At 59.9% G+C, this 18,673-nt stretch carries 14 protein-coding genes and 1 rRNA gene; 11 read left to right on the plus strand and 4 right to left on the minus strand.

Features of this window, described 5'->3' with window-relative positions; genetic code table 11:
* Nucleotides 1-193 precede the first annotated feature (193 nt).
* The 3 genes from BM116_RS06615 to BM116_RS06625 are packed head-to-tail and all read left to right on the plus strand — an operon-like array spanning nt 194 to nt 5,891.
* On the plus strand, nt 194-1,324 hold the full coding sequence (locus BM116_RS06615; protein WP_083726775.1) for an efflux RND transporter periplasmic adaptor subunit: 1,131 nt from the start codon (nt 194-196) through the stop codon (nt 1,322-1,324).
* 11 nt (nt 1,325-1,335) lie between these two features.
* A complete protein-coding gene (locus tag BM116_RS06620; RefSeq protein WP_083726773.1) occupies nt 1,336-4,473 on the plus strand; it encodes an efflux RND transporter permease subunit in 3,138 nt (1,045 codons plus the stop codon).
* A complete protein-coding gene (locus BM116_RS06625) occupies nt 4,470-5,891 on the plus strand; it encodes an efflux transporter outer membrane subunit (RefSeq protein ID WP_083726771.1) in 1,422 nt (473 codons plus the stop codon). Before BM116_RS06620 ends, BM116_RS06625 begins: the two co-directional genes overlap by 4 nt.
* Before the next feature lie 490 nt (nt 5,892-6,381).
* Here BM116_RS06625 and BM116_RS06630 read toward each other — a convergent pair whose 3' ends face one another.
* The 3 genes from BM116_RS06630 to BM116_RS06640 all read right to left on the minus strand — a co-directional run bounded on the left by BM116_RS06630 (nt 6,382) and on the right by BM116_RS06640 (nt 9,343).
* Nucleotides 6,382-7,179, minus strand: coding sequence for a cyclic nucleotide-binding domain-containing protein (locus BM116_RS06630; protein ID WP_083726769.1), 798 nt, complete (start codon nt 7,177-7,179; stop codon nt 6,382-6,384).
* A 175-nt stretch (nt 7,180-7,354) separates the two neighbouring features.
* Nucleotides 7,355-7,624, minus strand: a complete 270-nt coding sequence (locus BM116_RS06635; protein WP_083726767.1) for a TfoX/Sxy family protein — start codon at nt 7,622-7,624, stop codon at nt 7,355-7,357.
* A gap of 174 nt (nt 7,625-7,798) precedes the next feature.
* Nucleotides 7,799-9,343, minus strand: coding sequence for a bifunctional aminoglycoside phosphotransferase/ATP-binding protein (locus BM116_RS06640; protein ID WP_083726765.1), 1,545 nt, complete (start codon nt 9,341-9,343; stop codon nt 7,799-7,801).
* 122 nt (nt 9,344-9,465) lie between these two features.
* Here BM116_RS06640 and mrcB point away from each other — a divergent pair, with 122 nt between their 5' ends.
* From mrcB to BM116_RS06655, 3 genes are read left to right on the plus strand one after another with little or no spacing between them, the layout of a single operon-like run.
* The gene (mrcB, locus tag BM116_RS06645; protein WP_083726763.1) at nt 9,466-11,799 is read left to right on the plus strand and encodes a penicillin-binding protein 1B; all 2,334 of its coding nucleotides are present in this window, start codon (nt 9,466-9,468) and stop codon (nt 11,797-11,799) included.
* A gap of 57 nt (nt 11,800-11,856) precedes the next feature.
* Nucleotides 11,857-12,525 carry a tetratricopeptide repeat protein gene (locus BM116_RS06650; protein WP_083726761.1) on the plus strand — a complete coding sequence of 223 codons (669 nt, stop codon included), beginning with the start codon at nt 11,857-11,859 and terminating at the stop codon, nt 12,523-12,525.
* Complete coding sequence (locus tag BM116_RS06655) at nt 12,522-12,851, plus strand: YqcC family protein (protein WP_090475062.1); 330 nt, start codon at nt 12,522-12,524, stop codon at nt 12,849-12,851. Before BM116_RS06650 ends, BM116_RS06655 begins: the two co-directional genes overlap by 4 nt.
* A 27-nt stretch (nt 12,852-12,878) precedes the next feature.
* Here BM116_RS06655 and BM116_RS06660 read toward each other — a convergent pair whose 3' ends face one another.
* Nucleotides 12,879-13,322, minus strand: a complete 444-nt coding sequence (locus BM116_RS06660; protein ID WP_083726757.1) for a DUF4124 domain-containing protein — start codon at nt 13,320-13,322, stop codon at nt 12,879-12,881.
* 411 nt (nt 13,323-13,733) lie between these two features.
* On the opposite strand from BM116_RS06660, the gene BM116_RS06665 reads away from it, so the two are divergent.
* From BM116_RS06665 to BM116_RS06685, 5 genes are all read left to right on the plus strand, one after another.
* Nucleotides 13,734-15,464: an acetolactate synthase 3 large subunit gene (locus BM116_RS06665; protein WP_083726755.1), complete on the plus strand. Its 1,731-nt coding sequence runs from the start codon at nt 13,734-13,736 to the stop codon at nt 15,462-15,464.
* 1 nt (nt 15,465) lies between these two features.
* Nucleotides 15,466-15,957 (plus strand): acetolactate synthase small subunit, encoded by a 492-nt coding sequence (gene ilvN / locus BM116_RS06670; RefSeq protein WP_083726753.1) that lies wholly within the window; start codon nt 15,466-15,468, stop codon nt 15,955-15,957.
* Between the two features lie 5 nt (nt 15,958-15,962).
* Nucleotides 15,963-17,024, plus strand: a complete 1,062-nt coding sequence (gene ilvC / locus BM116_RS06675; RefSeq protein ID WP_268874566.1) for a ketol-acid reductoisomerase — start codon at nt 15,963-15,965, stop codon at nt 17,022-17,024.
* A 127-nt stretch (nt 17,025-17,151) separates the two neighbouring features.
* The gene (gene pssA / locus BM116_RS06680) at nt 17,152-17,976 is read left to right on the plus strand and encodes a CDP-diacylglycerol--serine O-phosphatidyltransferase (protein ID WP_083726749.1); all 825 of its coding nucleotides are present in this window, start codon (nt 17,152-17,154) and stop codon (nt 17,974-17,976) included.
* Nucleotides 17,977-18,544: 568 nt separating this feature from the next.
* Nucleotides 18,545-18,673: ribosomal RNA gene (locus BM116_RS06685) — 16S ribosomal RNA — on the plus strand; the annotation flags it as partial.

The following is an 18,673-nucleotide window of genomic DNA, read 5'->3' on the forward strand; positions in this document are numbered from 1 at the left end:
TCTCGCAGGGTGGGAGGCCTTTGCCGGCCGGCCCGGGGTCAAGTTGTGAGCTAATGTTAGCGTAGGGTCAAATTGATTTACAAACAGGTGTGAATGTAATTATATTGTGCGCCAATCACTCGTGCCTCTGCATGGTTCCCGAGGGGCATATGAAAACAGTCAGTCATAACCGGTTTCCCCACGAGGTCTCTCCATGCCGATGAAGCCCGCGCGCGTCGCGCTGCTCCCGCTCCTTGTCTCCACCCTGCTGCTCAGTGCCTGTCAGGAGTCGGAGCAGCAGGCCGAGCAGCAACAGCAGCAACAGCAAACTCCGACCGTGGGCGTGGTGACGCTCAAGGCCGAGCATTTTTTGCTGACCAACGACCTGCCCGGCCGCACTGCGGCCTACCGGATTGCCGAAGTGCGTCCGCAGGTCAACGGCATCCTGGAGAAGCGCCTGTTTGAGGAGGGCGCAGAAGTCGAAGAAGGGCAGCAGCTCTACCAGATTGATGACGATGTCTATCAGGCTGCTCTCAAGAGCGCAGAGGCGAGCAGCATTTCCACGCGCTCTCTGGCAGAGCGCTACGGCATCCTGGTCAAGGAAAACGCTGTCAGTCAGCAGGAATACGACGAGGCTCGCGCCGCAGGCCTGCAGGCTCAGGCAGCGTTGGATGAGGCGCGCATCAATGTGCGTTACACCAAGGTGCTGGCACCGATCAGCGGCCGCATTGGCCGGTCTGCCGTCAGTGAGGGGGCCTTGGTCACCAGCGGTCAGAGCCAGCAGTTGGCGACCATTCAACAGCTTGACCCCATCTACGTCGATATCACCCAGTCCTCGCGCGAAATGTTGAACCTGCGCCGCGACCTGGAGGCCGGACGTTTGCAGAAAGCCGGTGACAACGCCGCCGCCGTGACCCTGACGCTGGAAGACGGAAGCACCTACGGCGAGCAGGGCAAATTGGAGTTCTCCGAAGTCAGCGTGGACGAGGGCACCGGTTCGGTGATCCTGCGTGCGGTGTTCCCTAACCCGGATCGGCTGTTGTTGCCGGGCATGTTTGTGCATGCTGAGCTGGTGGCTGGTACCAAGAGCGATGCGATCTTGGCGCCGCAGCAGGGCATTACCCGCACGCCGCGGGGCAACGCCACGGCGATGGTGGTCAACGACGAAAACAAGGTCGAGAGCCGTGATGTTGTGACCGAGCGCACCGTCGGCAATCGCTGGCTGATCAGCTCCGGTCTGAACGAAGGCGACCGTCTGATCACTGAGGGCCTGCAATACATCCGCCCGGGTGCCAGCGTCAATGTTGAGCCGGCCGGCAATGTCGACGAGCCCGCTGCCCAGTAAGGAATTATATTATGTCGCGCTTTTTTATCGACCGGCCGATCTTCGCCTGGGTGATCGCGCTGGTCATCATGCTGGCGGGTGGCCTGGCCATTCTCAAACTTCCGATCAACCAGTATCCCAGCATCGCGCCGCCTGCCGTTGGCATCTCGGTTTCTTACCCGGGGGCTTCTGCGCAGACGGTGCAGGACACCGTGGTGCAGGTTATCGAGCAGCAGCTCAACGGTATTGATGGGTTGCGGTATATCTCATCGGAGAGTAACTCCGATGGCAGCATGTCCATTACCGTTACCTTTGATCAGGGTATTGATCCGGATATTGCGCAGGTTCAGGTGCAGAACAAGCTGCAGCTGGCTACGCCGCTGTTGCCGCAAGAGGTGCAGCAACAGGGTATCCGCGTGACCAAGGCGGTGCGCAACTTCCTGATGGTTATTGGTGTGGTATCCGAAGACGGCAGCATGGACCGCTTCGACCTGGCCGATTACATCGTATCCAACATCCAGGATCCGATTTCGCGGACTCAAGGCGTTGGTGACTTTCAGGTCTTTGGCGCGCCCTACGCAATGCGCATCTGGCTGGATCCGGCCAAGCTGAACAGTTTCAAGCTGACCCCCGGCGACATCAGCGCCGCCATTCAGGCGCAGAACGTTCAGGTATCTGCCGGTCAATTTGGTGGCTTGCCGGCAGTACCCGGCCAGCAGCTCAACGCAACCATCCTCAGCAAGACCCGCTTGCAGACTCCCGAGCAGTTTCGCGACATTCTGCTGAAGGTGCAGGCCGACGGCTCCCAGGTCCGCCTGGGTGACGTCGCTCAGGTCGAGCTGGGCGCGCAGGACGCCAGCATCTCTGCCCTGTATAACGGCATGCCGGCATCGGGCATGGCGATCAAGCTGGCGACGGGCGCCAACGCACTGGACACCGCGCGCGGTGTGCGTGAAACCATTGCCGAGCTGGAACCCTTCTTCCCCGAGGGGATGAAGGTGGTTTTCCCCTACGACACCTCACCGGTGGTGTCCGAGTCCATCATGGGCGTGGTGCACACTCTGTTTGAAGCGGTGGTACTGGTCTTTCTGGTGATGTACCTGTTCCTGCAGAACTTCCGTGCCACGCTGATTCCGACCCTGGCCGTGCCGGTGGTCCTGCTGGGCACCTTTGGCCTGCTGTCGGCCTTTGGCTTCAGCATCAACATTCTGACCATGTTTGCCATGGTGCTGGCCATCGGGCTGTTGGTGGACGACGCCATCGTTGTGGTCGAGAACGTCGAGCGGGTAATGGCCGAAGAGGGCCTGTCTCCGCTGGAGGCCACGCGTCGCTCCATGGGCCAGATTCAGGGGGCGTTGGTGGGCATCGGTCTGGTGCTTTCGGCGGTGTTCCTGCCGATGGCCTTCTTTGGTGGTTCGACCGGGGTCATCTACCGGCAGTTCTCCATTACCATCGCCTCGGCCATGTTGTTGTCGGTGCTGGTAGCATTGATCTTCACGCCGGCGCTCTGTGCCACCATTCTCAAGCCGATTGAGAAGGGCCACACCCACGAGAAGCGCGGCTTCTTCGGCTGGTTCAACCGCACCTTTGATCGTGGGGTGAAGCGTTACGAAAGCAGCGTCGCTTCCATTCTGCAGCGCAAAGCGCCTTATCTGCTGCTCTACGTGGTGATTGTTGGCTTGATGGCCTTCCTGTTTACCCGCCTGCCCACCTCCTTCCTGCCAGATGAAGACCAGGGTGTGTTGTACGTGCAGGTGCAGGCGCCGGTTGGCTCGAGTGCTGAGCGTACTCAGCAGACGGTTGATGCCATGCGTACCTACCTGCTGGAGGAGGAATCCGACACGGTCAGTTCGGTATTTACGGTCACCGGTTTCAACTTTGCTGGCCGTGGTCAGAGTGCGGGTCTGGCGTTCGTCGGCCTGAAGCCATGGGAAGAGCGCCAGGCGCCTGAGCTAAGTGTGCTTGCCCTGCAACAGCGGGCGCAACAGCACTTCGCCGGCTTCCTTGATGCGATGGTGTTCGCCTTTGCCCCGCCAGCCGTGATGGAGCTGGGAACCGCATCCGGGTTCAACGTCTATCTGCAGGATAATGCCGGGGTTGGTCATGATGTGCTGATGCAGGCGCGCAATCAGTTGCTCGGTATGTCTGCGCAAAGCGACATCCTGGCCAACGTGCGCCCCAACGGCCAGGATGACCAGCCGCAGTTCCAGCTGCTGGTTGACGATGAAAAGGCCAGTGCACTTGGGCTGTCGCTGAGCGACATCAATCAGACGCTGTCGATTGCCTGGGGCTCAAGCTACGTCAATGATTTCATCGATCGTGGTCGAGTGAAGAAGGTCTATATGCAAGGGCAGGCCGAATCGCGGATGAACCCCGAGGACCTGCAGAAGTGGTACGTGCGTAATAGCAGCGGCGAGATGGTGCCGTTCAGCGCCTTTGCAACCGGCGAGTGGGTTTACGGCTCACCCAAGCTGTCGCGCTACAACGGGGTGCCGGCGATGGAGATCCAGGGCGAACCGGCGCCGGGCTATAGCACCGGTGACGCCATGGCCGAGATCGAGAAGCTGGCGCAGCAACTGCCTAAAGGCATTGGTATCTCCTGGACCGGGCTGTCCTACGAGGAGCGCTTGTCAGGAGACCAGGCGCCCGCGCTGTATGCCCTGTCGTTGATCGTGGTCTTCCTCTGTCTGGCGGCGCTGTACGAGAGCTGGTCTATCCCGATGGCGGTGATGCTCGTTGTACCACTGGGTGTGATTGGTGCGCTGCTGGCGACCCTGGGGCGTGGTCTGTCCAATGACGTGTTCTTCCAGGTGGGGCTGTTGACAACGATCGGCCTGACGGCGAAGAACGCGATTTTGATCGTAGAGTTCGCCAAGGACCTGCACGAGGAGGGGATGGGCATCGTCGAGGCGGCGGTGGAAGCCTGCCGTCTGCGTCTGCGCCCGATCATCATGACCTCGCTGGCCTTTACCCTGGGCGTTGTGCCGCTGGCGCTGGCGTCCGGCGCTGGCGCGGGTAGCTCGCACGCCATTGGTACCGGCGTTATCGGCGGTATGTTGAGCGCCACGGTGCTGGCGATATTCTGGGTGCCACTGTTCTACGTATTGGTGACCACCCTGTTTACCGAGCGCAAAGGCGCGAAAGCAAAGTCGACGGAGGACGTACAGTGAAAAGCAGCGTATTGAGCCTGGCGGTACTGGCAGCGCTTAGCGGCTGCTCGCTGATCCCCGAGTACGAGCGCCCTGTGGCGCCGGTGCCTGCCAACTGGACTGAGGGTGTCGAGAGCAACCTGCAGGAAACCCAGGTGATCAGCTGGCGCAGCTTCTTCAAGGACCCGGAGCTGCAGCGCCTGATTGGCCTGGCCCTGGAGAACAACCGCGATCTGCGTGTGGCAGCGTTGAACGTGGAGGCCAACCGGGCGCTGTATGACATTCAGGGCGCCGAGCTGTATCCGCAGGTGGATGTCAACGGTAACGGCACCCGCACCCGGATGCCGGCCGACCTGTCCAACAGCGGCGACAGCATGATTACCAGCCAGTACACCGCGACCCTCGGCTTGTCCTGGGAGCTGGACCTGTTTGGCCGTATTCGCAGCCTGCGTGAGCAGGCGCTGCAGGATTTTCTCGCCAGTGACGAGGCCCGTCGTGGGGTGCAGATCAGTCTGGTGGCCGATGTGGCCAGCACCTATCTGACGCTGCAGGCGGACCAGGCCCTGTTGGACATGACGGCAGACACCCTGAAAACCTACGAAGAAAGTTACGCGCTGACCAAGCGCAGTAACGAAGTGGGTGTGGCCTCCAGTCTGGAGCTGGCCCAGGCCCGCACGGCGGTTGAGTCTGCCCGGGCGAGTCTGGCGCGTTACCGTCGTCAGGTGGCTCAGGACCGCAATGCGCTGACGGTTCTGGTCGGTCAGCCCTGGTCGGCAACAGCCGGCAACCCGATGTTGTTGGATGAGGACGTGCTGGCCGACCTGCCTGTCGGGCTGTCTTCCGAGGTGCTGTATCAGCGCCCGGACGTGCTGCAGGCCGAGCACCAGTTGCTTGGCGTGAACGCCAGTATCGGCGCGGCCAAGGCCGCCTTCTTCCCCAGCATCAGCCTCACTGGTGCGGCCGGCAGTGCCAGCAGTGACCTCGACAACCTGTTCGGCAGCGGCTCGGAGTACTGGACTTTCTCGCCCAGCATCAGCGTGCCGATCTTCCGTGCTGGCGCACTTAAGGCGAGTCTGGACTATGCCGAGATCAGCCGTAATCAGCAGATTGCCCAATACGAAGGGGTTATTCAGAACGCCTTCCGGGAAGTGGCAGACGGCCTTGAAGCGCGCGAGACCTACGTTGACCAGCTGACTGCCCAGCGGGCCCTGCTGGAGGCATCGGAGGACTACTTCCGCTTGGCTGATCGGCGCTACAACATCGGTGTCGATAGCTATCTGACGCTGCTGGACGCGCAGCGGCAGCTGTTCGAGGCCCGGCAGGGGGTGATCTCTGATCGCCTGAGCCAGCTGCTGAGCGAGATCACGCTGTACCGTGCACTGGGCGGTGGTGATTTTGCCAATCAGGCTGCAGAGCGCGGGGAGGCTCCTGAGGCCTGACCTCGCAGGTGATGTGCAGAACGCCGCAGCGGGTGACCGCTGCGGCGTTTTTTGTTGGTTACGTTTTTATCGGACAAAAAAATGCCCGCTCATTGAGCGGGCGAAATCCGTGATTAGCCTGATGAGGAGATAACCGTTTGTCTTGCGACAAGCTGTTATCCGAAGCCATCTCGCGATGACTTGTTGCTAATGATAGCGGTTATCATTTTTACGTCAACAGTAAATGGGAATTATTTTTATTTGGTTCGCTGTGGAGTGAGAACGCCTAGACATTTTCGGGCGCGGCAGCGGGCAGAGGGGAGTTGGTAGGGGCGAGCGAATGTTTGTCGCAGGCAAAAAAATGCCCGCTCAATGAGCGGGCAAAAATCCGTGATTAGCCTGATGAGGAGATAACCGTTTGTCTCGCGACAATCTGTTATCAACAGCCATCTCGCGATGACTTGTTGCTAATGATAACGTTTATCATTAGCAAGTCAACCCCTTTGCTGAATTATTTTTCGTTCAGCTGCTTGTAGTGGGTCAGTTCCTTGTTCATCAGGTCAATGCGGCGTGCCATGCTTTCAATCAGGCTATGGGCGATCCGCGGGTTACTTTGCATCAGCGCAAGGAACTGTTCCTTGGGAATCATCATCACCGTGGTCGGCACGCTGGCGATGACGGTCGCCGAGCGCTTTTCACGTGTGAACAGCGCCATGGCACCGAAGATCTCGTCCTTCTGGACGTCGCCAACCTTGATACCTTCAACAAAGGCTTCGGCGTGCCCCTCGGTGATAATGAAGACGTGATCGGCGTCGTCGCCCTGACGGATCAGCTCGGCACCCGGGGCAAAATGCTGAAAGCCGGTGACCGGGCGTACTTCCGGTTGCTTGGTGTGCGCCAGAGCATCCGACATCAGAGCCGCCTGGCCGAGGATGTACTGGGTAAACTGCTCCTGCTTGCGGCTGTCGGCGTGGATATGCTTGAACAGCGCCTCACGGTCATAGGGGATGAGCACCAGCGGCTCTTCACTGAGGTAGGTGCAGGGCGCTGCGTTCAGGCCCTGACGCAGGCCGATCAGGTCGCCTTCCTGGATGTAGAACAGGGGTTTGCCATCAATCTGGGCGTGCAGCAGGCCGCTTTTGAGCAGGTACAGGCGAGCCGGGCTGATGTGGTTGTAGAGATCGTCCACTGCGTCGAGCGCAATGGCGTCGTCACAGGGCTCAAGATCCTTGAGCAGTTGCTGAGGGATGCTTTGAAGGGTGTTGATCAGCTTCTCGGCGTAAGGTGGCTGGTCGCCTATCAGATACATGGCAGAATTCCTTTTTTTGTAGTCCTGACCTACTGCAGTGTTGGCATGGAGTACCGTCTGCGCCGGTGCGGCAGGTAATGGCTTACATTACCTCAGCGGGGCAGGCTGTAGTCAACATAAAAGCCTGTCTGCAACGCAGGCAAGCGAGTGGCTGCGGCTGTGTGAGCCAGGTCGCTTAATCGGCTCTGCCAGACTGCAGTAGTTGGTCCAGCAGGCGTTGCTTGTATGCCGGGTCAAGGTCTTTCCAATGGGTGTCCTGAAGCGCGCCGGCGATTGCAAAAAGCAGGGCCTTGGAGGCATTGAAGCCGCGTGCTCGCACGGCGCGGTAGGCTTCCACGGGGCCAAGCTGGCGGAGTTGTTCAGGGGTGTGGATGCCGGTGGCGTGCAGCCACTGGCTGGAGGTCTTGCCCAGGTTGCGTAGACCGAGTAGCTCATCTGGCTCCATGCCGGGCTCCTCCTGATGGCTGCAGGATGCATGTAGGCAGGTGGGCAGATGGCTGCGGTGCGGTTGGGCGCAGGTCTGTGTGCGGCATGGCGTCGGGTCTGCTCTTGTTATTGGTGTCCCGAAACCCAGTGTAGTAGGCGCTGCCGTATCCGTACAGCGCCCGTCTGGCGCGCCCTACAGGCGCTTTCTGAGCTGCTCTGACAGGTCGCTCATGGCGCTGTCGCTGGCGGTGTCCACGCGGATGCTGAGGGCGGCTTCATCGGCGTCGAGCGGCTCCATCTCCTGCAGTTGATGGCGCATGACCTCGATACCGGCGTCAGAGACGTCGGTGCCGGCTTGCTGGCGCTCTGTCAGCCACTGCTCGATGCTGGCCTGCGGGGCGTCGCAGTGCAGGATCAGGCAGGGCGCGCCCTGGTCTTCGATGGCATCGCGCATTAACTGGCGCTGGGCCTGCTTGAGGTGCGTGGCGTCGACGATCACCGGGTAGCCGTTGGCCAGGGTTTGTGCAGCCAGGCAGGCCAGGCGCTGGTAGGTTTGTTCGCTGCGCTCGGGTGCATACAGGCCGGAGTCCAGGCTCGGGTTGTCGTCGCTGCCGAACAGGCGCTTGCGCTCAACGTCCGAGCGCAGGCGAATGGCGCCCAGTTGCTCGACCAGCTTGACCGCCAGCGTGCTCTTGCCGCTGCCGGACACGCCGAAGGTCAGCAGGCCAAAGCGCGGCGCAACCTCGGTGTAGCTTTCGGCCAGCGCCGCGTAGCCGTAGTAGCGCTGCATGACGCTGGCGCGCTGTTCCGCGCTCATCTGGTCGTTCAAGCCGAACAGGGCGACCTTGGCGCGCACCATGGCCCGGTAGGCCTTGTAGTAGTTGAGTACCGCCAGGCCCTGATAATCGCCGGTGTGCTCCAGATAGGCGCTGACGAAGCGGCGGGACAGGGCGTGCAGGCCGCGATCTTCTAGGTCCATGCTCATGAAGGCGACGTCGGCCATGACGTCGGTCCAGCGGAAGGCGTCATTGAACTCGATGCAGTCGAACAGGGTCACCTGTCCGTCCACCAGGGTGACATTATCGAGATAGATGTCGCCATGGCATTCGCGGATCAGGCCGGCGGCCTTGCGTTCATTAATTTGGGGAATCAGCCGCTGGTGGGTAGTATTCGCCCACTGCTCCAGGGCGTCGAGCTGCTGCAGGTCTCCTGCATCGCTCAAAAATGGGCGAATCTGCTCGAAGTTCTGGGTTACCGGGGCATGGACCTGCTGTGGTGTGCCGAACGGGGTATTGAGGCCGGCATGCTCAATCTGGCCGTGGAAGCGGGCCAGCACGCCTGCCAGCTCGTCAATATGGCTAACGGTCAGGCCGCCATCGCGCTGCAGGTTGCCGAGCAGATCCTGCTGACGGAACTGGCGAGTCTTGACCAGATATTCGATAGCCGGGCCGTCGCCACCCAGAACAGGGGCTTCGGCGCTGCCGGTAACCGGGATAACGTCCAGGTACAGCTCGGGCGCCAGGCGGCGGTTCAGGCGGATTTCTTCCTGGCAGAAATGCTGGCGTTGTTCCAGCGAGGAATAGTCGAGAAAGCCGAAATTGACCGGTTTCTTGACCTTGTAAACATAGTCGCCGGTCAGCAGCACCCAGGAAATATGGGTTTCAATCAGAGTAAAATCGCTTACCGGGTGGTCATACAGGTCAGGGTTCTGCAGCGCAGTTAACAGGGTCAGGCTCACGACGTTTCCTTGTTTGGTCGGCAATGCGAACATTATGCGGTCTGGCGGGTCACAGGCCAACCGTAGCAAAGGGCCGCGCGTGAGTGCATGCCGGCATCAGAAGGGTAATGACGTGAGGAAACATGGCTAACAAACGCAAGTCCAAGTCGCGGGGCAAGGGAAAGTCCAGCGGTCGCAGTCGCCTCTGGGGCTGGCTGCTCAAGCTCGGGCTGGTCGGTCTGGTGCTGGTTGGGGCTCTGGCGGTCTATCTTGATGCCATCGTACAGGAGAAGTTTTCCGGCAAGCGCTGGGCGGTGCCGGCCAAGGTCTTTGCGCGCCCGCTGGAGCTGTATGCCGGCCGTCCGTTGAGCCGCGACGATTTTCTCACCGAGCTGAAGGCCCTGGGTTATCGGCAGAGCAACGCGGCTAACGGCCCGGGCCAGATGGCGGTGGGCGGCAGTCGTATTGATGTCTACACCCGCGGGTTCCAGTTTTTCGAGGGCGCCGAGCGAGCCCAGCGCGTCAGCGTGCGTTTTGACGGTAACCGCATCGCCAGTATCGGTGGCTCCCAGGACTTGGTCATGGCGCGGCTTGAACCGCTGATGATCGGTGGTATTTATCCTGCGCACAACGAAGACCGTATTCTGATCCGTCTGGATCAGGCTCCGCCTTATCTGGTGGACTCTCTGGTGGCAGTGGAAGATCGCGAGTTCTTCCAGCACTTTGGCGTGTCGCCCAAAGGCATCGCCCGCGCCATGTTCGTCAACCTCACCTCCGGTAGTCTGCGCCAGGGTGGTAGCACCTTGACCCAGCAGTTGGTCAAAAACTTTTATCTGACGGCAGACCGCAACATTATCCGTAAGGGCCTTGAGGCCATGATGGCGGTGTTGCTGGAGCTGCATTACAGCAAGGAAGAGATTCTTGAGGCCTACCTCAATGAGGTATTCCTCGGACAGGACGGCAACCGCGCAGTGCACGGCTTTGGCCTGGCCAGCCAGTACTACTTTGCCCAGCCGCTGCAGGAGTTGCAGCTGCATCAGGTGGCGTTGCTGGTAGGGATGGTCAAGGGCGCCTCCTACTACAACCCGCGCCGCAACCCCGAGCGGGCGACCACACGACGTAACCTGGTACTGGATCTGATGGCCGAGCAGGGCATGATCAGTCAGCAAGAAGCGACCGACGCCAAGAACAAACCACTGGACGTGACCCAGGGCGGTAGCCTGGCCAATACTAGCTACCCGGCGTTTATGGATCTGGTCAAACGTCAGCTGCGTGCGGACTACCGCGACGAGGATCTGACCAGCGAAGGGCTGCGCATTTTTACTAGCTTTGACCCCTTGCTGCAGCACAAGGCAGAGACCGCTGTACAGGGTACACTCAAGCGCTTTGGCGAGACGCCCGATAAGAAACCGCTGGAAGCGGCCATGGTGGTCACTGGCGCGCAGACAGGCGAGGTGCTGGCGGTAGTTGGTGGCGCTGACCCGCGTTTCTCCGGCTTTAACCGGGCGCTAGATGCCTCACGGCCGATTGGCTCGCTGATCAAGCCGGCCATTTACCTGACGGCGCTGGAGAAACCCGAGCGCTATTCGCTGATCACGCCGATTGATGATGATCCGATCACTCTGGAAGCCGAACCCGGCAAGACCTGGTCGCCGCAGAATTATGATCGCCAAAGTCACGGGCAGGTGCCGTTGTACATGGCACTGGCCAAGTCCTATAACCAGGCAGCCGTGCGGTTGGGCACCGAGGTGGGCGTTGATAGTGTGCTGAATACCGTGCGCCGGTTGGGCGTTGATCATGACTGGCCCGCCTACCCGGCCATGCTGCTGGGCTCGGGTGCGATGACGCCGATGCAGGTGGCCGACATGTACCAGACCATTGCCAATGGCGGCTTCAATACACCGCTGCGCGCCATTCGCAACGTGCTGACGGCGCAGGGCGAGCCACTCAAGCGGTATCCGTTTGAGGTGCGTCAGCGCTTTGATTCCGCGACCATCTACCTGACTCAGCAGGCGATGACCCATGTGATGACAGAAGGTACCGGCCGCTCGGCCTACAACCATGTGTCCTCGAACATTCGGCTGGCCGGCAAGACCGGTACCACCAATGATCTGCGTGACAGCTGGTTTGCCGGTTTCTCGGATGACCTGGTGGCCGTGGCCTGGGTGGGGCGTGATGATAACGATCGCACCCGCCTGACCGGCGCTACCGGCGCCTTGCAGGTCTGGAACGGCTTTATGGGCGCCGCGCACCCGCAGAGTCTGTCGGATGTGCCACCGGCGGAGATTGTCACCGCCTGGGCTGATCCGCTGACCGGCCTTGGCAGCGATCCATCCTGCGAGGGCAGTGTCGAAATCCCCTTCAGGGCGGGCTACGAGCCGCTGCCGGGGCCCGGCTGCAAGCCGGTAATTGACACCGAAGTGATTCGCGACGGCGCCAATCGGGTGCTCGACACCATTCGCGACTGGCTGCGCTGAGGCGCTGCCAGTATGCTGTCGCCTTCGTCGCATAACGGATGAGAGAGGATTGAACAGATGGGCATCAGACAAGTCGCGCTGCTGGGCGCCGTGATCGCCGTGCTATCGGGTTGCGCAGGCTCTGGCGGCGCGATTCCGGTAGTGGATTCCGGTCGCCCGGTCTCCAATGAGGACATGCGTACCGGTGCCGGGCGCGTGGGCAGCTCGGCTCCGCAAGCGCCGGCAGCGCAGCAGGATAGCGGCGTGGTGGTCATGGTGCCGGACGGGCAGGGTGGCTCCAGCGCGGTACAGTCCTATCCGCTGGATAACCAGCCCGCGATCTCCAGTGGCGATATCAGCTCGTCTCCGGCTGTTGGTTCTGGATCCAGCTCCTCCAGCGGAGCACTGCAGGCCGATGAGCAGCTCGACGGGCCGGTGCTGGCCTTGCTCACCACGGCGCGTCAGCAGGAAAGCAACGGCGACCTGAACGGCGCCAATGCCAGCCTGGAGCGTGCCATGCGTATTGCGCCGCGTGAGCCACAGGTGCTGTACCGTCTGGCGCAGGTGCGTCTGAGCCAGGGCGATGCCGCGCAAGCCGAGCAACTGGCGCGCCGTGGTCTGGCCTATGCCTCGGGTCGTCCATCGTTGCAGGCTGGCTTGTGGGAGCTGGTGGCGCAGGCGCGCGAACAGCAGGGCGATGCAGCGGGCGCCGAGCAGGCGCGTCAGCGGGCTCGCGTTTCCTCGTGAGGGACTCGGCGGCACTTGCCGCTGCCTTGCAGGAGCTTGAAGGCGAGTTGCGTCAGTGGGGGTTGTGGTCGCTAGAGCCGCCGTCGGCGGCGCAATTGGCCAGTGAGGCTCCCTTCTGCGCCGACACACTGGCCTTTGAGCAGTGGTTGCAGTGGGTGTTTATTCCGCAGGTTAATCAACTGCTGGCAACCGGGGCGTCATTGCCGGGCCCCTGTGCGCTGCGGCCAATGGGGGAGCAGGCCTTTGTGCACCTGGGCCGCCGCCAGACAGGTTTGCTGGCGGTGCTGGCGCGTATTGATCGACACGCCAGCACGCTGGTCGACTGACATCGGGGCGCAATGCCCCGTTTTTGCTTACTGGCAGTGCTCCTGCAGATCTGCCTGCGCTTTGGCAATCATTGCCTGACGCTCATCTTCACCGATTCGCTCAACCGTTCCATCCTCCAGCGTGCGACGCAGACGCGGGTTGTTCTGCATGGTGGTCAGGTTGGCGCGCAGCGCGTCGCATTGCTCTGCCAATTTAGCCTGCTGCTCCGGCGTCGGCTGCGCTGCGGCGGCAGGTTCAGCCGACTCGGTTGATTCGGTCTGTTCTCCCGCTGGGCTATCGGTGTCGGGTGCGAGGCTCCCGGTGCCTAGCTCCGGCGCCGGCTTGACCTGCATGCGCTGATACTGATCCTCGGCAGGGGGTTGCTGGCTGAATTGGGTGACGCCGTTTTCATCCACCCAGCGGTACATTTGGGTGGCCATGGCGCTGGTGCAAACCAGGCTCAGGGCGGCGGAAATGACGATCTTGCGCATGGCGTTTCTTCCTTGTTCTGTCACGGTGAGCGGGCGCAACCCTAACGTGCGATAGCGCGCCTGTGGCACAGGTATATCCCTTGGTAGGGGTTTTCTGCAACTTGGCTTGACTTGTCAGTCTCGAGTGTAAACAATTCGTGGTTCTCATAAGCCGCTGCAATCGGTGCTCACCCCGCATCGACGCACGCGGTTTTGTTGCTCATTCCGGGAGACGAAACCCGTCGACGCCCGGCCTGGCACCCGCACGCGCTACCTCGCGCTGGGTGAGGCTACTCCGCAACAGTAGGAGCCGGCCTCCAAGCACGTAGTCAAGCTGATGCAGCACAACCACCGTTGTTCTGCGCTGCCGAGCAGTAAACAGGTACCCTGCTGCCCGCCATTGGTGGGTGGCAAGCTAGAGGTGATTCTAAAGTGGAGCTTTTATCCGGCGCTGAGATGGTCGTCCGCTCATTGCGTGACGAGGGTGTTAAATATATCTACGGGTACCCGGGTGGTGCCCTTCTGCATATCTACGATGCCATTTTCCGGCAAGACGACGTAGAGCATATTCTGGTCCGTCACGAGCAGGCTGCTGCCCACATGGCAGACGGCTACGCTCGTGCTACCGGCAAACCTGGTGTGGTACTGGTGACGTCCGGCCCTGGTGCGACCAATACCGTTACCGGTATTGCGACGGCCTACATGGACTCGATCCCGATGGTCGTTATTTCCGGCCAGGTTGTGAGCAACATGGTTGGCTCCGATGCCTTCCAGGAAACCGACATGGTTGGCGTTTCCCGTCCGATCGTAAAGCACAGCTTCATGGTCAAGGATCCGCGCGACATTCCTGAGGTCATCAAAAAGGCCTTCTATCTGGCGCAGAGCGGTCGTCCCGGTCCGGTTGTGATCGACATTCCCAAGGACATGACCAACCCGGCCGACAAGTTTGAGTACAGCTACCCGAAGAAGGTCAAGCTGCGCTCCTACAATCCGGCTACCCGTGGTCATTCCGGTCAGATCCGCAAAGCGGTAGAAATGCTGCTGGAAGCCAAGCGTCCGGTTATGTACTCCGGTGGTGGCGTCATTCTTGGTGGTGCCTCGCGCCCGCTGACTGAACTGGCTCGCGCGCTCAACCTGCCTGTGACCAACACCTTGATGGGGTTGGGTGCTTATCCGGGTACCGATCGTCAGTTCGTCGGTATGCTTGGCATGCACGGCAGCTACACCGCCAACCTGACCATGCATCACGCAGACGTGATCCTGGCCGTCGGTGCACGCTTTGATGACCGTGTCATCAATGGCGATGACGCCAGCAAGTTCTGCCCGAACGCCAAGGTCATCCATATCGATATCGATCCTGCGTCTATTTCCAAGACCGTTAAGGCCGATATTCCGATTGTTGGTCCGGTTGAAAGCGTACTGACGGAAATGCTTGCTATCTATAAGGAGATGGGTGAAAGCCCGGATGCCGATACCCAGGCCTCCTGGTGGAAGCAGATCGATGAATGGCGTGGTGATGGTGACCTGTTCCCGTACGACAAGGGCGACGGCAGCATCATCAAGCCGCAGGCGGTTATCGAGGCGCTGTGGGAAGTGACTGGTGGCGACGCCTTCATTACCTCTGACGTTGGGCAGCATCAGATGTTTGCGGCCCAGTACTATCGGTTCGACAAGCCTAATCGCTGGATCAACTCCGGCGGCCTGGGCACCATGGGCTTCGGTTTTCCGGCGGCCATGGGCGTGCAGCAGAACTTCCCGGAGGCCACGGTTGCCTGTGTTACCGGTGAAGGCAGTATCCAGATGAACATTCAGGAGCTTTCGACCTGCCTGCAGTACGACATGCCGGTGAAGATCGTCAACCTGAACAACGGTGCGCTGGGCATGGTTCGCCAATGGCAGGACATGCAGTACAACAGCCGCTACTCGCACTCCTACATGGAGTCGCTGCCGGACTTCGTCAAGCTGGCCGAGGCCTATGGTCATGTCGGTATCCGTATCACCGATCCCAAGGAACTCAAGAGCAAGATGGCTGAAGCCTTTGCGATGAAAGATCGCCTGGTGTTCCTCGATATCGCGGTGGATACCAGCGAGCACGTTTACCCGATGCAGATTCGTGGTGGTGCGATGCGAGATATGTGGCTGAGCAAAACGGAGCGCACCTGACATGAGACATATCATTTCCGTTCTTCTGGAAAACGAACCGGGCGCGTTGTCTCGGGTAGTTGGGCTGTTCTCGCAGCGCAACTACAATATCGAGACCCTGACTGTGGCTCCGACCGAAGACCCGACACTGTCGCGTCTGACGCTCACCACGGTTGGCCAGGACGAGGTGATCGAGCAGATCACCAAGAACCTCAACAAGCTGATTGAGGTGGTTAAACTGGTCAACCTGTCTGAGGGGGCTCACATCGAGCGCGAGCTGATGCTGATCAAGATCAAGGCGACCGGCGCCCAGCGCGCAGAGGTCAAGCGCACCACCGATATCTTCCGCGGCCAGATCGTGGATGTGTCGGCAAGCGTCTATACCGTGCAGCTGACCGGCACCAGCGACAAGCTGAACAGCTTCATTGAGGCCGTCGGGCCGACCTCGGTACTCGAAGTGGTACGTACCGGTGTGTCGGGTATTGCCCGCGGTGAAAAGGTTTTGAGTATCTAAACTAATTGGTCGCGGGCCAGGCGGTCCGCACAAGTAAGCAGGGGAACTTCATGCAAGTCTATTACGATAAAGATTGTGATCTGAGCATCATCCAGGGCAAGAAGGTTGCCATCATCGGTTACGGTTCGCAGGGTCACGCCCACGCCTGCAACCTGAAAGATTCCGGTGTTGATGTAACCGTCGGCCTGCGTCCTGGTTCCAGCTCCATCGCCAAGGCTGAGGCTCATGGCCTGAAAGTCAGCGATGTCCCGGCCGCTGTAGCAGCAGCCGACGTGGTCATGATCCTGACCCCGGACGAGTTCCAGTCCCAGCTGTACAAAGCTGAGATCGAGCCGAACCTGAAGCAGGGCGCTACTTTGGCGTTTGCTCACGGTTTTGCTATCCACTACAACCAGATCGTGCCGCGCGCTGACCTGGACGTCATCATGATCGCTCCCAAGGCGCCGGGCCACACTGTGCGCTCCGAGTTCGTCAAGGGCGGCGGTATTCCCGACCTGATCGCGATCTTCCAGGACGCATCCGGCAACGCCAAGAACGTAGCCCTGTCCTACGCCAGCGGTGTGGGCGGCGGTCGTACCGGTATCATCGAAACCACCTTCAAGGACGAGACTGAAACCGACCTGTTCGGCGAGCAGGCCGTTCTGTGTGGTGGTGCGGTTGAGCTGGTCAAGGCCGGTTTCGAAACTCTGACCGAAGCCGGTTATGCGCCGGAGATGGCTTACTTCGAGTGTCTGCACGAGCTGAAGCTGATCGTCGACCTGATGTACGAAGGCGGCATCGCCAACATGAACTACTCCATCTCCAACAATGCGGAGTACGGCGAGTACGTGACTGGCCCGGAAGTCATCAACGATGAGTCCCGTGCAGCCATGCGCAACGCGCTCAAGCGCATCCAGAGCGGCGAATACGCCAAGATGTTCATCGCTGAAGGTGCTCACAACTACCCGTCCATGACCGCTGCCCGTCGTAACAACGCCGCGCACCCGATCGAGCAGGTAGGTGAGAAGCTGCGCGGCATGATGCCGTGGATCGCTTCCAACAAGATCGTCGACAAGTCCAAGAACTAAGTCGATCGAGCTTGAAAAAAAACGCGGCTTCCAGCCGCGTTTTTTTATGCCTCGACGTTGAGCTTGCTGGTCATTTGCCCGCCAACTTGCCACACTGTTGGGCCCGGCATTGTTGCAAGGTAACCCTATGACAGAGCATCAGAATACCCCGAAGGACACCGACGCAGAGGGCGCACATACCCTGCTGCCGATTGACGAGCACGTCGAGGAGGTGCCCGGGCCGGATGGCAACAAGGTTCGCCACAAAGGCATCTACCTGTTGCCCAATCTGTTTACCACGGCGGCGCTGTTCTCCGGCTTTTACGCCATTGTCAGCGCAATGGACGGCAACTTTACCCATGCGGCGGTCGCCATTTTCATTGCCATGGTGCTTGATGGTCTGGATGGTCGCGTCGCGCGCCTGACCAATACGCAGAGTGCCTTTGGTGCCGAGTACGACTCGTTGTCGGATATGGTCGCTTTCGGCATCGCGCCGGCGGTGGTGGTGTTCAGTTGGGCGTTGACCGACCTGGGTAAGGTCGGCTGGGTGTTCGCGTTCATCTACGTTGCCGGCGCGGCGCTCCGGCTGGCGCGCTTCAATACGCACATTGGTGATGACGACAAGCGCTACTTTACCGGCCTGCCAAGCCCGTCAGGGGCTGGCCTGGTTGCGGGTATGGTCTGGTCGCTGGCGGATTTTGGTATCGATGGCGGCAATATCGCGTTGCTGGTTGGCATCCTCACTGCGCTGGGCGGCCTGTTGATGGTCAGTAATGTGCGTTACTACAGCTTCAAGGATCTGGACTTCAAGGGGCGCGTGCCGTTCTTTGCCATTCTGGTTGTTGTGCTGGTGTTTGCCGTGATCTCCTCGGACCCGTCGCGAATCCTCTGGGCCATCTTTGTCTGCTACACGTTGTCAGGCCCGCTACTTGCCCTGTGGCGCCGGCGTAAAAGCCCGGCTGCAGCCGAGTAAAGGCGGTGCGGGTAATAAAACTGCAAAAAAGGTTTGACGCGCCCGCTGAAGTCTCTATAATTCGCCTCCTTGCCGGGCAGGGTGCCTCGGGTAAAGCGCTTATTAATCAATAAGTTAGCTTAATTTTGAGGCTTGACAGTCCGGCAAGATGGCGTAGAATGCGCCGCCTCGAAAGGGTTGCTCGCAAGACGCCATTTTGAGTGGGATGAGATGTTCTCATCAGGTTGTTTGGAAGGTGTTGACAGCGGGGTTTGATGCTGTAGAATGCGCCTCCCTGACCCGGAAAGCGAAAGCATCTTCGGGTCGCTCAAGCGGGTTTTGAGGTGGTTAAAAACCTCAAAAAAATGCTTGACGGAACATGAGGTTAGCGTAGAATGCGCGGCCTTGGTTAGGCGGAAACGCTGACCGAATCGCTCTTTAACAATTTGAATCAAGTAATTCGTGTGGGTGCTTGCTGAATGTGCTCGATGATCAAAAAGATTATCAGCCTAGCAAGTAACTTCGTGAATTCACGAGTTTTTGTAAAGCTGAGCCAAGTTTAGGGTTTTCTCAAAACCCAATCAGTATTTAACTGAAGAGTTTGATCATGGCTCAGATTGAACGCTGGCGGCAGGCCTAACACATGCAAGTCGAGCGGTAGAGGAGAAGCTTGCTTCTTCTTGAGAGCGGCGGACGGGTGAGTAATGCCTAGGAATCT

Origin of the sequence: Halopseudomonas pachastrellae (genome assembly GCF_900114765.1) — a bacterium.
In the GTDB taxonomy this organism is placed as follows: domain Bacteria; phylum Pseudomonadota; class Gammaproteobacteria; order Pseudomonadales; family Pseudomonadaceae; genus Halopseudomonas; species Halopseudomonas pachastrellae.

Coding starts and splice junctions, on each gene's coding strand:
- ilvN (WP_083726753.1), top strand. CDS start 15,466: ATGAGACATATCATTTCCGTTCTTCTGGAAAACGAACCGGGCGCGTTG.
- BM116_RS06660 (WP_083726757.1), bottom strand. CDS start 13,322: ATGCGCAAGATCGTCATTTCCGCCGCCCTGAGCCTGGTTTGCACCAGC.
- BM116_RS06635 (WP_083726767.1), bottom strand. CDS start 7,624: ATGGAGCCAGATGAGCTACTCGGTCTACGCAACCTGGGCAAGACCTCC.
- BM116_RS06620 (WP_083726773.1), top strand. CDS start 1,336: ATGTCGCGCTTTTTTATCGACCGGCCGATCTTCGCCTGGGTGATCGCG.
- mrcB (WP_083726763.1), top strand. CDS start 9,466: ATGGCTAACAAACGCAAGTCCAAGTCGCGGGGCAAGGGAAAGTCCAGC.
- pssA (WP_083726749.1), top strand. CDS start 17,152: ATGACAGAGCATCAGAATACCCCGAAGGACACCGACGCAGAGGGCGCA.
- BM116_RS06615 (WP_083726775.1), top strand. CDS start 194: ATGCCGATGAAGCCCGCGCGCGTCGCGCTGCTCCCGCTCCTTGTCTCC.
- BM116_RS06630 (WP_083726769.1), bottom strand. CDS start 7,179: ATGTATCTGATAGGCGACCAGCCACCTTACGCCGAGAAGCTGATCAAC.
- BM116_RS06650 (WP_083726761.1), top strand. CDS start 11,857: ATGGGCATCAGACAAGTCGCGCTGCTGGGCGCCGTGATCGCCGTGCTA.